The 15,621-nt window shown below is 65.6% G+C and carries 13 protein-coding genes; 6 read left to right on the plus strand and 7 right to left on the minus strand.

Features of this window, described 5'->3' with window-relative positions; translation table 11 throughout:
- Positions 1-14 precede the first annotated feature (14 nt).
- The 5 genes from KF785_08605 to KF785_08625 form a co-directional block, all read right to left on the minus strand.
- On the minus strand, positions 15-653 hold the full coding sequence (locus KF785_08605; GenBank protein MBX3146820.1) for a DUF1648 domain-containing protein: 639 nt from the start codon (positions 651-653) through the stop codon (positions 15-17).
- Positions 646-927: a winged helix-turn-helix transcriptional regulator gene (locus KF785_08610; GenBank protein MBX3146821.1), complete on the minus strand. Its 282-nt coding sequence runs from the start codon at positions 925-927 to the stop codon at positions 646-648. Before KF785_08610 ends, KF785_08605 begins: the two co-directional genes overlap by 8 nt.
- A gap of 64 nt (positions 928-991) precedes the next feature.
- Positions 992-2,038 (minus strand): membrane dipeptidase, encoded by a 1,047-nt coding sequence (locus KF785_08615; protein MBX3146822.1) that lies wholly within the window; start codon positions 2,036-2,038, stop codon positions 992-994.
- Positions 2,035-3,060 (minus strand): membrane dipeptidase, encoded by a 1,026-nt coding sequence (locus tag KF785_08620; protein ID MBX3146823.1) that lies wholly within the window; start codon positions 3,058-3,060, stop codon positions 2,035-2,037. The genes KF785_08615 and KF785_08620 overlap by 4 nt, the downstream gene beginning before the upstream one ends.
- Positions 3,053-4,168 carry a dipeptidase gene (locus tag KF785_08625; protein ID MBX3146824.1) on the minus strand — a complete coding sequence of 372 codons (1,116 nt, stop codon included), beginning with the start codon at positions 4,166-4,168 and terminating at the stop codon, positions 3,053-3,055. The genes KF785_08620 and KF785_08625 overlap by 8 nt, the downstream gene beginning before the upstream one ends.
- Positions 4,169-4,261: 93 nt before the next feature.
- Between KF785_08625 and KF785_08630 the strand changes: the two genes are divergently transcribed.
- The 3 genes from KF785_08630 (at position 4,262) to KF785_08640 (ending at position 6,851) form a co-directional block, all read left to right on the plus strand.
- Positions 4,262-4,660 (plus strand): RidA family protein, encoded by a 399-nt coding sequence (locus tag KF785_08630; protein MBX3146825.1) that lies wholly within the window; start codon positions 4,262-4,264, stop codon positions 4,658-4,660.
- A gap of 257 nt (positions 4,661-4,917) precedes the next feature.
- Positions 4,918-5,565 carry a hypothetical protein gene (locus tag KF785_08635; protein ID MBX3146826.1) on the plus strand — a complete coding sequence of 216 codons (648 nt, stop codon included), beginning with the start codon at positions 4,918-4,920 and terminating at the stop codon, positions 5,563-5,565.
- Positions 5,562-6,851, plus strand: a complete 1,290-nt coding sequence (locus KF785_08640; protein MBX3146827.1) for a hypothetical protein — start codon at positions 5,562-5,564, stop codon at positions 6,849-6,851. The genes KF785_08635 and KF785_08640 overlap by 4 nt, the downstream gene beginning before the upstream one ends.
- Before the next feature lie 15 nt (positions 6,852-6,866).
- Here KF785_08640 and nhaA read toward each other — a convergent pair whose 3' ends face one another.
- Positions 6,867-8,711 carry a Na+/H+ antiporter NhaA gene (nhaA, locus tag KF785_08645; GenBank protein MBX3146828.1) on the minus strand — a complete coding sequence of 615 codons (1,845 nt, stop codon included), beginning with the start codon at positions 8,709-8,711 and terminating at the stop codon, positions 6,867-6,869.
- 153 nt (positions 8,712-8,864) lie between these two features.
- On the opposite strand from nhaA, the gene KF785_08650 reads away from it, so the two are divergent.
- Together KF785_08650 and KF785_08655 are read left to right on the plus strand one after the other, a co-directional pair.
- The gene (locus tag KF785_08650; protein MBX3146829.1) at positions 8,865-11,099 is read left to right on the plus strand and encodes a carbohydrate binding family 9 domain-containing protein; all 2,235 of its coding nucleotides are present in this window, start codon (positions 8,865-8,867) and stop codon (positions 11,097-11,099) included.
- A 118-nt stretch (positions 11,100-11,217) separates the two neighbouring features.
- Positions 11,218-13,437, plus strand: coding sequence for an Ig-like domain-containing protein (locus KF785_08655; GenBank protein ID MBX3146830.1), 2,220 nt, complete (start codon positions 11,218-11,220; stop codon positions 13,435-13,437).
- Between the two features lie 96 nt (positions 13,438-13,533).
- Here the strand turns inward: KF785_08655 and KF785_08660 are convergent, their stop codons facing one another.
- Positions 13,534-15,120: a Na/Pi cotransporter family protein gene (locus tag KF785_08660; protein ID MBX3146831.1), complete on the minus strand. Its 1,587-nt coding sequence runs from the start codon at positions 15,118-15,120 to the stop codon at positions 13,534-13,536.
- Positions 15,121-15,285: 165 nt separating this feature from the next.
- On the opposite strand from KF785_08660, the gene KF785_08665 reads away from it, so the two are divergent.
- Positions 15,286-15,477 (plus strand): hypothetical protein, encoded by a 192-nt coding sequence (locus KF785_08665; GenBank protein ID MBX3146832.1) that lies wholly within the window; start codon positions 15,286-15,288, stop codon positions 15,475-15,477.
- The last annotated feature ends 144 nt before the right edge of the window (positions 15,478-15,621 follow it).

A 15,621-nucleotide genomic window follows, 5' to 3' on the forward strand; every position in this document is an offset into this window, starting at 1 on the left:
ACCTGCGATGCGCCTCATGACGAACGTCCTCGATACCAGAAGATGAATGACGCCGCAACCGGCACCAGTACGGCTGTGACAACCGCAGCAATGACAGCGTACGGTAGCCACGCAGCAGAGAGCAGGGCGACCCCGAGAATTGCGATGCCGGCTCCGACAAACAGCCAACCCGTCAGACGATGCGTCCGGCGCCAGATCTCGGGATGCTCGAGCGTCCAGGGCGTGCGAATGCCCAGAAACCAGTTGGGGCGGACGCGACCGAGATAGTTGCCTGAAACCGCCAGCAGCACACCGATCCCACCGGCGGCGACGCGGGAGAGGTCGATCGGGTACCCGACGGCCAACCCCAGCATGCCCAGATGCAGGAGGCCAAAGAAGAGGCCGAGGCAGTTCCCCATGATCCAGTACGCATCAGCGAACTTCTCATAGTTTTCGCGTCGCGGATCGATCTTGGGCAGGATCCGGAGGCCGAGCGCAACCCCGGCAATCATGAGAGGAAGCAACAGCGCCGCAACGAACCGCGATGACCAGCCATCCGGCTCACCGCGAGCATTCCAGTGCGTCGGCACTTCGGCCGGCAGCCGACCCCACGCCAACGCCGACGCCAGCAGCGCCACCGCGAGAACGCCAAACAGCAGCCACCGACTACGCATCGTCGTCACCGGTCCCGAGCACGTTCATCATGTACCGAATGACCTCCTGATAGACCGTCGTATTGAGACTGTACCTTATGTGCTGACCCTCCCGCTCTGCGGCGACCAGCCCGGCTTCCTTGAGAACCCCCAGGTGCCGGGACACCGAAGGGAACGCGATCGGGAACTCGTCGGCGATCTCGCCGGCAGTCAGATCCCGTCGAGCCAGCAGCTCGAGAATCCTGCGACGTGTCGGGTCGGCCAGGGCCCGGAATGCACCATCACTGAGTGCCATTTCCATAATTTAGCTATTTAGCTAAATATATCAATACTGAACCCGGGAAACCGGCCTCAACCTGTCACACGGACCAGGCTCGAGTGAGTACTCTGGCAAAGTTCCCACCAAGAACAGCGACCCGGTCGGCCGGCGTGAGTCCGGCACGCCCCAGTGCATCGACCAGCCCCGCGAAGCCATCGAACCCCTCCAGCCCCTGGACATAACGAAGCGGCTGCGGCGGCAAATGATCCGAGGGGTACCGGCGCGACGGGGCGGCGTCGAGGTCCCACCCGATCCCGACATGAGCGATCCCGACCAGTGACGCGATGTGGGCAACATGTCGAGCCAGGTCCGCCACCGAGGGTACCGCTCCGCCAACCAGCTCGGCCAGAGCGCTGACGCCCACCACGCCACCGGTACGTGCGCAGGCGCGGATCTGTTCATCACTCAGGTTGAGAGGATGGGCATGCACGGCTGCCGCATTCGTGTGGGTAAACACAACGGGAGCCGTACTCAGCTCCATCGCATCGAGGCCGCTCCGCCGGCCGGTCGACGCCAGGTCGATCAGCACACCGCGACGATTCAGCTCACGAACTGCTGCACGGCCATATCGCGTCAAACCAAGATCCGTCGGCTCGTGGACCCCATCCACCGCTCGATTCCGCCAGCCGGAGGAGAGCTTGGTTGCCCGGAGACCCGCCGCCTGCAGGTCGGCAATCAGGCCGAGATTGCCATCGGCCCACTGAAAACCGTGCGCATGGGCCACGACGGCAACCCGCAAGCGCGGCCCAGCCGACCAGTCGGCTGCCTGCTCGGCAGCCACGCAGAGATCCGGCATACCGAGCAGCATCCGCCGGTGACGCGCCAGGGCCAGGAGCGCCGCGTCGCGCCTGGCACCCTCGAACACCGGAACCACCACGACATCGACCCCCGCACCCCTGGCCCGCTCGAGCGTGAGGCGACTGCGAGTGCCCCCCGGGTCACTGACCGGCAGAGTCACCGCACCAACCACGACGGGAACCGTCGCCTCTGACGCGGCTGCCACAACGCCAGGCTCGGCCGCAAGGGCAACTGCGCCGGCACCGGCCGACGAAACGAACGCTCGACGTGAAATGAGATCCTGTTTCATGCGCCCCAGATCTCCCGCCAGACGCGCAGCCAGTTGCCGCCCATCATGGCCGCAATGGCCTCCTGCGAGTGTCGACGTGCAAGCAAGCCCGCCACCACCCGCTCGAGCCCCCGAAAATCTGAGAGGCCCTCGGGATAGACCCAGTCGTCGAACTGCTGCGGATAGGCCTCGGCGGTAAACATGTCGGTGTCGGTAACCGGGCCTCGATACTCCTTGCCGAGGATGAAGTCGAGGCCGAGACCAACGTGCTGAGGACCGATCAATCGGGCAACGTAATCGAGATGGTCGACGAAGTCGTCGACCGTGCCACGCCCCGATGGCACCAGGAAGAAACTGAACGCTGCAATACCCACCACCCCGCCACGATCCGCAATCGCTCGAAGCAGCTCGTCGCTCATGGCTCGCGGCGTGTTCCGCAGGGCCCGTGCCGTGGTGTGAGTGCAGACGACCGGGCCGCGGGTGTGACGCAGCGCGTCGAACGATGTTGCCTCGCTGCAGTGCCCGCCGATATCGACCGCGATACGCAGCGACTGCAACGCTTCGACAAACCCGACGCCGAAACGCGACAGCGGCCCCGGATCGAGCTCGGTGCACCCGGAACCGATGTAGTTGCCGACGTTATAGGCCAGACCGCAGCTGCGAAGGCCGAGCGCATGCAACACCGTCAGCCGTTCGAGGTTCTCCTCGAGCATATCCGCCACCTGCAGGCCGAAGACGATGGCAATCTTCCCCGCTCGGCGTATCCCCTCGATCTCGGCCACCGTGGTGGCAAGCGCAATCCGATCCGCCCGATCGCGCAGGTACTGGTGGTGGGGCGAGGTCTGGCCCGACATCAAGCCGACACCGTTGCGCGTGCTGCTCACGAGACAGGCGCCCACCCGCCCCGCGGAAAGGCTGTCCAGCAACACATCGCCAAAGTCGGAGGCGTCGAGGCCATTGACGAGCACGAGATCGTCGATCAGCGCTCGTGCGTCCCGTTCGAGGCCCGGATCGATCCGCCGACCCGAAACTGCGTCATTCACCGCGCACCTCCCGAAACACTCGCAGAAAGTTGCCACCCAGGATCTTGGCAACATCGTCGGGGCGGTATCCCCACTCAAGCAGGCCTTCCGTCAGACGGGGAAAGTCGCTGACGCTGTCCATGCCCAGCGGTGTCGGGATCATGGTGGAATCGAGGTCACTGCCGATTCCAACATGATCGACACCAGCAACCTGGACCGCGTGATCGATATGCTCCAGGATGCGGGCAAAGGGCGGTCGGGGTGGCGGATCCTTGAAGAAGCCTTGGGATCGCTCGCGGGCCCGATCATCCAGATCCTCCGGCGGCACCACCGGGGGAGCGTTCAACTGTGCGATGATCTGCCCGGTCCGGCGCGACAACTCGTCCCGGTACCCTTGATCGATGAACTCGTTGTAGAAGTTGATCCCGACGACGCCGCCACGCGCGGCAATCGCCTTGAGCAAGTCGTCCGGAAGATTGCGCGGGTGGTTGGTCAGGGCGCGGCAGGAGGAGTGCGAAGCGATGATGGGTGCGCTCGAAAGGTCGAGGCACTGGCGAACCACATCATCGGAGACGTGCGACACGTCGACCATCATTCGCAGCCGGTTCATTTCCCGAACGACCTCACGCCCAAAGGGGCTCAGGCCGCCGGAACGGGGCCGATCGGTCGACGAGTCGACCCAGTCGAGGCTGGCGGTGTGCGTGAGGGTCATCGAGGTGGCGCCGAGCCGGGCGTAGGTCCGGAGGAGACCGAGGTCGTTCTGGATCGCCACCCCGCCCTCGATGGCAATCATCGCCGCCAGCTTTCCATCCGCGGCAATCCGAAGCACCTCAGCTGCGGTCCGCGCCAGTTCGATCTGATCCGGATACCGTTCGAGCAGGCAGTAAAGGGCATCGATCTGCTGCAACGCTCGGCGGGCAGCGTGATACGGCGCGTAGATCGTGTCGATCCAGACCGCAAACACCTGGGCACGTACCCCGCCCTCGCGCCAACGGGTCAGGTCGGCCTGCGCTTCACTCCGGACACCGAGGTCGATCCCATGCTCGACCACGCGAACGAGACTGTCCATGTGAGCGTCCCAGACGAGCGACTGCTCGTGCAGGGCGCTGGCGGCTGTCAGTGCGGACACAGTTCACCTCGCAGGGGGAAGACCGCTGGTGTCACCAATGATAGGGAGGACCGGCAATCGGTGTAAGTTTCGGCTCCCGATAACTCGAGAGTCATGATGCCCCGACGTCTGATCAGTTCCGGATCCACCTTCGAGGAGCAGATCGGCTACTCCCGTGCGGTCGTCGACGGCGACTGGGTCTTCGTCTCCGGCACGACCGGATTCGACTACGCCACGATGACCATTGCTGACGGAATCGAAGCCCAGGCCGAGCAGTGCCTCAAGAACATCGAAGCCGCACTGGTCGAGGCCGGACTTGGGCTGGGTGACATCGTACGGATTACCTACATCGTACCGAAGGCCAGCGAGTTTGAGCAGTGCTGGCCGGTGCTTCGACGCCACCTCGGTGAATCGCGTCCCGCTGCGACGATGATCTCGGCCGGCCTGCTCGATCCGCGCATGAGGATCGAGATCGAGGCCACCGCCAAGGCAGGTCGCGCGACCCAGGGGTAGTCCCGCCCTGCCAGTCCGAACTACCAATCCGAAACACGCTCGGGCCTCAGATTCGTAGTGTCTGATGGAGTCGCGCCCCCGGTCTCGGAAGCCGGGAATGCCACCCTCAGCCTGCGGACCAGTTTTCCATGTGGACTACCCGCCCTCAGCGACCACTGCCCTCGTTGCTATCTGCCTGCCTTGCGGTCACCCTGTCTGCCGCCGGTTGCAGCGGACAGACCGGCCCGGGAGTCGACTTTCCTCCGGGAACGACTCGAGTGCTGTTCGTCGGAAACTCGCTCACCTATACCAATGACCTGCCCCGAATGGTCAGCGCCCTGGCCGGCCTGGCCGGCGGTGCGCCGGTCGGGACCGCATCGGCGACCTATCCCGACTTCGGGCTCGAAGATCACTGGCAGCAGGGTACCGCCCGGAATCTGCTTGCCAGGCATCGGTGGGATTACGTGGTGATGCAGCAGGGGCCGTCGGCACTTCCCGAAAGTCAGCTGAACCTGCGCCACTGGAGCATGCAGTTCAACGGCCCGATCAGAGATGCAGGTGCGCAGCCGGTGCTCTACATGGTCTGGCCTGCCTCCCAGCGCCGAGCGGACTTTCCCGGCGTCAGGACGTCCTATCACAACGCGGCGGCCGCAGTGTCGGGTCTTCTGGCCCCAGGAGGAGACGCTTGGCTCGCAGCTTGGGACGAAGCGCCGAGTCAGGCACTCTACGGACCGGACGGGTTTCATCCCTCGGTAACCGGGACCTACCTCGCCGCCCTCGTCATCCTGGAGCGGATCGCCGGCATCGATCCGCGCTCGCTGCCTGCCACGATCCCGGGCAACGGACTCGATCAGGCCACGGTCCGGGCGCTGCAGCGGGCGGCACGCGTGGCGCTCGATCGCAACCCGGCGCGGCCCAACCCATGACCAGACTGCTGGCGTTCCTCGCCCTGGCTCCCGTCGCCGTCTCTGCTCAGTCGCCCCCGGCGGTCGACTCCGCGGCAGCCGCCCGAACGGCGTGGCAAGCCGCTGTCGCTGCCCAGCGGCAGGGCGATGCCGCAGCCGCAATACGGCACACGCTCACGGCAACGATGGCGTGGCCGGAGCAGCCGTACTATCACGAGATGCTTGGCCTCCTGTCCGCGCGGGCCAGCGACACTGCCAACCTCCTCCGAGCCGTCCGTTCGTTGACCACGATCCAGGCCGGGGCCCGATTGGTAAGTGATTCGTCCGTCGCGAGGCTGCGCCAGGCAGCGGCGGTCGAGACGGCGGTCAGCCAGCTGAGCACCGCGCTCGCGCCGCAGCAGCACAGTACCGTCTGGGCCCAGCTGACCGACAGCACTGTCTACCCCGAGGGGCTCGACGCCGATGGTGCAACGGGAACAGTTTACCTTGCCAGCATTCGGCATCGGACGGTCTATCGGCTCAGTCGCGGCCAGTCACACGCGGTGGACCTCGGTCTCGGGGCCAGAGCGGACATTGGGGCCGTCATGGGCGTGCGTTTCGATGCGGCTCGCAAACTGCTCTGGCTGACGACCGCTGGCCTGCCCACCATGGCCGGGTTCCGGAGTGCCGACACTGCCCTTGCTGCGCTGGTGGCGGTTCGCCCCGACAATGGCGCCATCGTCCATCGGTTCGACCTTCCAGACGGAGAGCCGCACCTGCCCGGCGACCTCGCCATCGGGCCAGGCGGGGATGTGTTCGTCACCGATTCGCGCAGTCCGGTCGTCTTCCGGCTCCCGCCTGGCGGGCACGAACTGGAGAGCATCCGCCACCCGCTCTTCCGCTCCCTGCAAGGCCTGGCGCCGACCCGAGACGGCCGCTACCTCTACCTGGCCGACTACACGCACGGGTTGCTACGCATGGACCTGGCCACTCGCGCCGTCGTGCGGGTGGCGCTGAGCGGCGGGGGTACCTCCCTCGGAATCGACGGCATGGTGCTGATCGGAACGAGGCTCTATGCGGTTCAGAATGGCGTTGCCCCGCCTCGAGTCGTTCGCTTCGACCTCGCGTCGGACGGCATCTCGGCGCGCGTCCAGGTCGTCGACCGGAACCTGCCCCTGGCCGATGAGCCGACCATCCTGACGGTCCTCGGCGATCAGCTCATCTACGTGGCAAACAGCCATTGGGAGAAGTACGATGACACTGGCGTTCGGCGGCCTGGTACCCGATTGACCGGGCCGGTTCTCCTTGCCCTGCCGCTGCAGCGCTGACATCCGGGTGAGGCGTCAGCCGGCCGATGTCGCGCTCGACGACGATGCATTCCACAGGATCGTGACACCGAGCACCGCGGAGAGAGCGGACGCACCGAACACCGCGATCTTGCCGGCCGCAAAGTCACCCGGGTCCGGAAAGGCCTGACCGGCAATGAAGAGCGACATGGTAAAACCGATACCAGCCAGGGCACCGGCGCCGACCATCTGACGCCAGGAGTACTGGTCCGGCTTCCTGGCAATCCCAAGTCGCACCGCCAGGGCCGATGCCGCGACGAAGCCCAGCGGTTTGCCGAGCAAGAGGCCGGCCGTCACAGCCAGCATGAGCGGACCGCGGCCATCGAAGACTTCCGGCGTGATGGCAACTCCCGCGTTGGCAAGGGCAAAGATCGGCAACACCAGATAGCTGGATCGCGGAGCTGCGGTGCGCAGCATCCGATCCGCGGGCGACTCGATTCGATCGTGAATGCTGTCGAGGGCCCTGAGCGCCTGCGCCGAGGGGCCATAGCGCAGTTGCTCACCCCCGCGACTGGCTTCCGCGCGCAAGATCGAATCCGCCTGCACCGCCAGCGCCCGATAGTTGGGCGGCGGACGAGTCGGAATGCATGCGGCGAGGAGGACGCCGGCCAGCGTGGCGTGCAGGCCGCTCTCATGCACCATCACCCACAACACCACACCGAGGATGAGGTAGGGTGCAGCGCGATAGACGCCAGAGCGATTGAGCACGATGAGCAGACCCAGGATTCCCGCAGCTGCGATCAGGAAGGACCAGTGCTGCTCGGTCGTATAGGCAAACGCAACCACGATGATCGCGCCGATATCGTCCACGATTGCGGCGGCGGTGAGAAAGACGCGCAGCTCCACCGGCACCCGCCGACCCATCATCGCAATCAGCGCGACGGCAAAGGCCGTATCCGTCGCCATCGGTACTCCCCACCCGCGCGACCAGACCCCTGCAGGAATCAGAAGGGCATAGAGAAGAGCCGGAGCAACCATCCCGCCTACTGCCGCCGCCATGGGCAGTGCGGCTGACCGTCGATTGGCCAGGCTGCCGATGGTAAACTCGCGCTTGATTTCGAGCCCCACGACGAAGAAGAAGACGGTAAGCAGCCCGTCGTTGATCCAACTCAGCAGCGGCATCGTGAACGCAGCGGTTCCGGCGGACACACCGACGACCGTCTGCCAGAAGCGTTCGACCGCCGGACCCCAGGCAGAGTTGCCGAGCACCACGGCCAGAACCGTGGCAAGCAGCAGCAGCAGTCCCGTCGACGGTGCCCAGCTGGCAAACTGCAACGCCGCCGAGCGGACCCGGTGACCGAGCGTACCCAGGATGGCGTCGGCCAGAGAACTGTCGTCCCAGGGACCGTCGTACCGGGCGCCGTTGATGTAGAACGTTGGCGTAAAGCGCACCCCGCTGGCCCGGGCGCTGGCCTCGTCGGCATCGACCCGAATCTTGGCCTGTTCGGCGATCGCGGTGGCCGCCGCGTCGTCCAACGCCGCCAGTGCGAGCTCCCGTGCGACGACTTCGAGGTCTTCCTCGGTCAGGCGCTCGGACCGGGTCATCAGGAGAGAGTGGGCCCGCCAGAACTGCTCGTCGTTCGGCGCGGATTCGGCCAGCTCCGCCGCTCGTCGGGCCAGGTCGTTGTTGGGAAGCGGCTTGTGGCGAAAGATGTAACGAAGCCGATCGCCCAGGTCGGTGCGGACCTGCGTGACGCGGTCATTGGCAACCCGGCAGTCCGGGCAGGCGTAGCTACCGTACTCGACCAGCGTGACGGGTGCGCGACCGCTCCCCAACACGTGGTCGCGCGTCGGATCGACCGGGCGGTCGAGACGCCCGACGCCGTCGTCAGAATGGGACATCAGACAGCTCCAGGAGGGACATGCTCGCGCATGTAGTATAGGCCCTCCACTGGACAGAAGCGCCTTCCCCACTTCTTTTGTGTCGTCCGCTACCTCCCGGCTCGAGTCACGGAGGTTCCGTCCGACTCTGGTTCGGGTACGATGCATTCCAGATTGTTCAGCTCTTCAAGTGCCAACCGGCCCGCGGCGTGGCTTTCCGCCAGCGCCGTTCTGACAGTACTCGCCGCGACGACAGTCTTGGCGCAGGCGCCATCGTCCCGCCCCGCCCTCCGCGCCGTGCGGGTCGAGGCGGCTCCGGTCATTGACGGCCGTTTGGACGAACAGGTCTGGCAGCGTGCGCGGCCCGCGACCGACTTCGTGCAGAGTGCTCCACAGGATGGGAGTCTCGCCTCGGAGCAGACCGAAGTTCGGATTCTGTATGACACCGTGGCGCTGTACATCGGAGCGTGGCTTTTCGATTCCGATCCGAACGGCATCATTGCCGGCGAGACGCGAAGAGACGCCAGCCCGAACCAAACGGATGCGTTTCTGATTCTGCTGGACACCTTCCTCGACGGCCAGAACGGCTTCGTCTTTGGCACGACGCCCAACGGGATCGAGTATGACGGCCAGGTCTCGCCAGATGGAGGCGGCGGCGGTGGCTTCAACCTGAACTGGGACGGCAGCTGGACGGTCGCCACCAGTCGCGACGGCAACGGCTGGTATGCGGAGTTCCGGATACCCTTCTCGACCCTCCGCTACGGCAGCGGCGAGGTGCAGACCTGGGGCCTCAACTTTTCCCGCCGGATTCGACGGCGCAACGAGCAGTCGTTCTGGTCGCCCATCCCACGCCAGTTCGACCTGTATCGGGTGTCGCTGGCCGGCCGCCTCCACGACCTCGAAGCGCCGTTCCGTCTCAGCACCACGGTCATCCCCTATGTGCTCGGCTCGGGCAAACGAAACTACAGCCTGCCCGGCGGCGCCGAGTTCAATGGCGAAGTCGGGGGCGATGCCAAGATCGCGTTAGGCCCGAGCCTGAGCCTCGATCTGACCGTCAACACCGACTTCGCCCAGGTCGAGGCAGATGACCAGGCTATCAACCTGACCCGCTTCAACCTCTTCTTTCCGGAGAAGCGGCCGTTCTTCCTCGAGAACGCCGGCATCTTCGCGGTCGGGACGAGCCAGGCCACCGACCTGTTCTTCAGCCGGCGAATCGGCATCGAGCGGGGTCTCGAGGCCCCCATCCTGGCCGGCACCCGCCTAACGGGCCGAGTCGGTGAAACGATCGTCGGTCTGATGAACGTGCAAGCCCGGGGAGTCGAGGTCGACGACCCAATCACCGGGCAGCGAACCCCGTGGTCGCCGGCCAACAACTTCTCCGTTGCGCGGGTCATTCGTGAGTTGCCCAACCGCTCACGCCTCGGGGCCATCTTCGTCTCCCGCCTCAACACCGACGACGGCAGCGACTACAACCTGACCTTCGGCCTCGACGGACGCCTTGGCGTCGGCACGGCCTGGACCATCGATGGCTACGCTGCGCGAACCAGCACGCCGGGGCTGGACGGTGGTCAGTACGCCGCGAGCGCCAATGTCGGCTACAACACGGCCAACTGGAACAGCAGTGTCTCCTACCGCGAAGTGGTAGAGGGATTCAACCCGGAAGTCGGGTTTCTCCCTCGCACCGAGTATCGCTTTCTGTCGGCCAGCCTGATGCGGCGAGTTCGTTTCGAGAACACTCCCTGGCTCTATGAGTGGCGTCCGCACATCAGCTATCGGGAGCACTTCGCGCTCGATGGGTTCTCGGAGAGTCGCTTCATCCATATCGATGGCCACTTCCAGTTCGCCAACGGCGCCTTCTTTCAGCTGCCGGCAGTCAATTTCGTCAGAGAGGGCCTCCGTGAGCCGTTCGAGATTTCTCCCGGCGTGGTCGTCCCCCCAGGCACCTACGACAACTTCGAATGGGGCTTTGCTTACAACTCGAACTTGAGCGCGCCGCTGCGGATCGAGGGTCGGCTCGACATTGGGGGCTTCTACAACGGCACCCGCAAAGGAGGCAGTGCGACGGTCAGCGGGCAACTCACCGATGCCCTGGTCTCCTCGTTGCGGGTCCAGTACCACGACGTCGACTTGGACAGCGGGCGATTTCAAACGGCGCTGGCCGCCCTCCGGGTTGCCTACTCCTTCACGCCGCGTATCTACCTGCAGTCACTGATTCAGTACAATGACCGAAGTCGCAATCTCTCGAGCAACGTTCGGTTCGGGTGGCTCACGACCGCTGGAACCGGACTGTTCGTGGTTTTCAACGACCTCGAACACGTCGGTCCCGTGTCCCGTACCGGGATCGACGGCGGTCCCCTCGAACGCGCGCTCATCATCAAGTTCACCCGACAGTTCATGCTCGGGGGATGACGCGACCCTGCGTTTTCGATCCGGCCCCCATCCAGCGGGGCCGCCGACTACTCGCCAGGATGATCCCCGCCAGCGGTATCCTGCGCCTCTAAGAGACACCTGCCGTGGAGGGCAACCAATGCACCACTCTACTCGATCGATTCGCCCCGGCCTGGTCGCCGCCGTCGCGGTCGCCGTTCTTGCCTGTGGCGGCGACTCGACACAACCAACGCCTCCCCCGCCACCGCCCCCGCCGCCCCCGCCCGCCGCCGTGGCCTCTGTGGCCGTTCAACCGGCAGCAGTTACAATCGCACCGCAGCAGACGGAACAGCTGACGGTCACTGTCCGCGACGCCCAGGGCAACGCGCTGACCGGGCGCGCTGTGACTTGGAGCAGCAATGCCCAGGCTGTGGCCACGGTCAGCACTGCCGGACTGGTCACGGCCGTCGGCGCAGGCACAGTCCAGATCACCGCCACCAGCGAGGGGCAGAGCGGATCGGCCACGGTAACCGTCATCAACGGCGTCCAGGTCGGCACGACGGGCGGCACCGTCACCTTCGAGGACGGGGCCGTCACCGTTACCGTCCCCCCCGGCGCCGTCTCCGGTCCGACGCTGGTGACGGTCTCGCGAGTGACGACGCCAACCTCCGTCCCACCGACGGGCTGGCAGCGGGTTGGGCCGGTCTACGCCCTTGGCCCGGCCGGCGTCACGTTTTCGCAGCCTGTCACCGTGACGCTGGCATACCGCATGGAGGACCTGCCGGCGTTTACCATGAGTGGCGATGTCGGGGTGCTCGCCTCGAGCGGCGGCACCGCTGGCAACCTGACGAACATTACAGTGAATACCCAAGCTCGCACCGTTTCGGGGCGGACCACCAGCTTTGGCGCCGCGCCGCTTGCCGGGCTGGCGCCCCGCGGGATGTTCACGACGGCCACTCAGTCAGGAGAGACTGAGGTCGCGGTGATGGTTCAGGACCCGACCGTGAGCCTCTCCCCCGGTGAAGCCAGCGTGAACAGCACCCACCGCTACGCGAACTTCACGGTCGCCGTCGAGGCCCGCGGCGAGGGTGTTCCGTTGCCGGAGAACACGCCGGCGCTGCGCTACCGCTGGCGCTCATCGAATCAGCACGGCGGCCTCGGCATCGACGCGCCCGGACCGAACGAATGGACCGAAACCGCCTCGGTCGAGTACGTCGCTACCAATCCACAGCTCGGGGACATGAGCGGCGAAATCGATCGGGTCTGGGTGGATGTCCTGCTCAATCCCGAGTCGCTGACCAATCCGGAAGCCGGGCCGCAGCGCATCGTCACGGCCGAGGCCGTCGTCGATGCTGATCTTCAGCTCACCTACGACATCACGCCCGACCGGACCACCATCAAACAGGGTGCTGAGGCCAACCTCCGCGCGCGTATCCGCGACAAGCAGGGCCAGGAACGCAACTTCAGCGGCGACCTGACCGCAACCTGGGAAACCTCCGGAAATCACGGGCAACTGCTCGAGACCACTGGGCAGCAAGTGGCATACCGGGCCAACGAAGAATTCGAGTTTCCTCCGCCCCGGGTGGATCGCGTGGTCGTTGTCGTCACGGAGCTACGCCGGCACGATGCCGTGATCCGCGAGAAGCGAGCCATCACCAACACGATCACCGGCGAGAAGCACGCCCTACTCGAAGCCGTGGACTTGGAGACCAACGTCGAGCGCGGCCGTGACACGGCGTTCGTTACCGTCGAGGTCGAGTACGAGGTGGAGTTGATCACGAACCGCGACACGGTCCGGCTCGGCGAGACCGCCCAGCTCCGGGCCGAGCTCGACCCGGAAGCCGAGTCCGAAGTCCGGTACCGGTTCACGTCCGCGCAAACCCACGGCACGCTGACACCCGCTAGTGGTGTCCTTTCGCAAGGCGCGACTGCCCAGTACCAGGCCCGTCAGCAGGCGCTTGGCGGCCCCGAAACGATCAAAGTCGAGGTCCTGGACGCATCGCTCAAGGTTCTCGCCGAGGCCGAGGTGGTCATCGAGGTCGACCCGTGGCGGTCCGGTGGCTTCAGCGTGTTCAACGATGGCCCGACCTGCGTGGTGCCGTACCTCACGATTCCGAAGGTGACGGGCGCAACCAGCTACGAGGTCCGGGCCGACGGGTTCAATCATCCGACGCTGGGCACCGAGTACAATCGAACCTTCTCGGGCCCGGAGGGAGGCACGGCACTCTACTCGGTTCAGGACGCCGGCAGCTCCTGGCGGATCCGCATCGAGGGCGGCGGGTGCGCAATCAGCGACGAGGCGCGCGCGGTCATGCGCCAGGCGATGTTCACCCGGTTTGCTGGTATCAGGGTTCGCTACCGGGTAACCGGCTCCTTCTGATCGGCCGCGGTCGCAGCACCGTGTGATACGACGAGGGGCGCACCGATGGTGCGCCCCTCGTTCGTCGCTGGAGGCAGGATCGATCGGCCCGCCTGCCTAACGGTCCACGGCCTCGTCTGCTGGCTTGGATGTGGAATCGACCCCGTTTTCGACTGCTGCACCGGAGCACAAGTAATGAACGCTCCGCTGGAGGTGATGGGCCGCTGACTCGAACCAGCGCATCAGGTCGAGCAGTGCCACGGCCTGATCCAGTGGAACGGCGCCGGATGCGCCCTGCTCGATGACTTGTCGCCGATCGTGCCGCGCCAGATCTCGAAGATTCGCGGCGGCCTCGGCGGCGTCCGACGCCCGCGCACCGTGAAGCTCCCGCACCGCTGCCTCCGCGACGGCAACGACTCGTTCGAACTCGTGCCGTTGCTGCGTCAGCAGCGGGTTCGCCATCAGGACGGCCGCAGGCGGCTTCTGCAGCATCTGAGCCAGCTGCGCAAGGTGATCGACCGTGTGCAGCGCGGCCACGTGGCGGGCGTGAGCCTCAGCCGATTCCGACTCGGTCCGAACGTCGGCGAGAAAGCTGCGAATCTCGTCCAACGCGGCGGTAACGGCGACCGGCGCAGGTCGGTGCACCCGTACTGCCTCCAGGATGGCACCGAGAACGGACTGCAGGCTGCGGTGGGCAGCTTCGACCGCCACCGAGGGCAACCGTGTCACACTCCGATCGAGGTAGCGCGTCAGGGTCGGGCCGCGATCGGGAATCAGCCGCATGACCAGCCGAGAAAACGGCTCAATCGCCGGCAAGAATATGAGAACGCCAAGCAGGTTGAAGGCGGTATGGAAGGCGGCAATCGTCATGGCCTCGCTGCCGTCGCCGGTTGCCCCCGAAACCCACTGCATCAGCGGCATCAGGAACGGCAGCAGACCGAAGGCAATCAGCCCCGTCAGCAGGTTAAACAGAATGTGGGCCAGCGCCGTGCGTCGTGCCGGAACCGACGCGCCGATTGCCGCGAGAGCAGCCGTGACGGTAGTACCGATGTTCTGTCCGATCACCAGGGTCCCGGCCTGAGACAGATCGATGGTCCCGGCATTGAGCGCAGCAAGCGTCGTGGCCACGGCCGCGCTGGAGGACTGCATCAGGACTGTCATGAGTGCACCCGCCGCCAGCAGGATCAGGCGACTGGCCAGGCCGGAGCCCGGCAGCGATCCTGGATCGAGTCGCTCGGCCAGCCCGGCCATGCCGACCTGCATGGTGTCGATGCCAACGAACAGGAGCCCGAAACCCGCGAAGGCAAGTCCCGCATCGGAGAGCCAGCCCCGTCCGAGCAGCCGAAGCAGTGCGCCGATCCCGACGAGCGGCAGAGCAATAGGGAGGATGCTGAGCTTGAAACCGAGTCCTGCCACGATCCACCCGGTGGCCGTGGTTCCCAGATTCGCGCCGAACACAACGCCCACGGCCTGAGGGAAGGTCAGCATCCCGGCGCTCACGAAGCCGATCGTCGTCAGCGTCGTGGCGCTCGAGGACTGCACCAGCGTCGTTATGGCGGCTCCAGCGGCGACCGACCGGATCGGACCCCCGGTAAAGCGAACCAGGAGCACGCGCAGCCGGTCCCCCGCCGCCGCCTTCAGGCCCTCGGTCAGCAGAATCATGCCGATCAGGAAGAGACCGACCCCACCCAGCAGGCTTGCCATCCGTTCTCCGCAATTCGAGCGCGACGCAATGTGGGCTATTCGCGGCGCGCGTACCAGGGCTTGCGACGTGAGGCTCGCAGAGGCTCCAGACAGGCCGGCAGCGCGCTTGACCTCTCCCCACCCGATCGCCACATTGGCAAGGGTCTCTCTCGAAGCGATCACAATATGCCGAAGAACCGCGTCATCTACCTCGGACTGGTCCTCGTCGTCGCTACGGCGCTGGTCTGGCTCGGCGCCGAGTTCACCCGGCGAGTCGAGCCGCTGCTGCCCTACACGATTGTCGTGGGCATTGCTCTGCTGGTGATCGGTGCAGGCACGGAGGTGTACCGGAAGTTCCGCAAGGAGCGAACATCCTGACACTGCCGTCGCGCTGATCCCCGGTGCAGGACCACGGATCGGCAAGCGACAAAGCAAGCTCAGCACGAGCACTGCACCGCTCTCCTCCTCGTGACCACAGTACACCGCCTCGATCCGAGTCGTTGACAGCGTTAGCAGGTTAGT

Source organism: Gemmatimonadales bacterium (genome assembly GCA_019637315.1).
In the GTDB taxonomy this organism is placed as follows: Bacteria; Gemmatimonadota; Gemmatimonadetes; order Gemmatimonadales; family GWC2-71-9; genus SHZU01.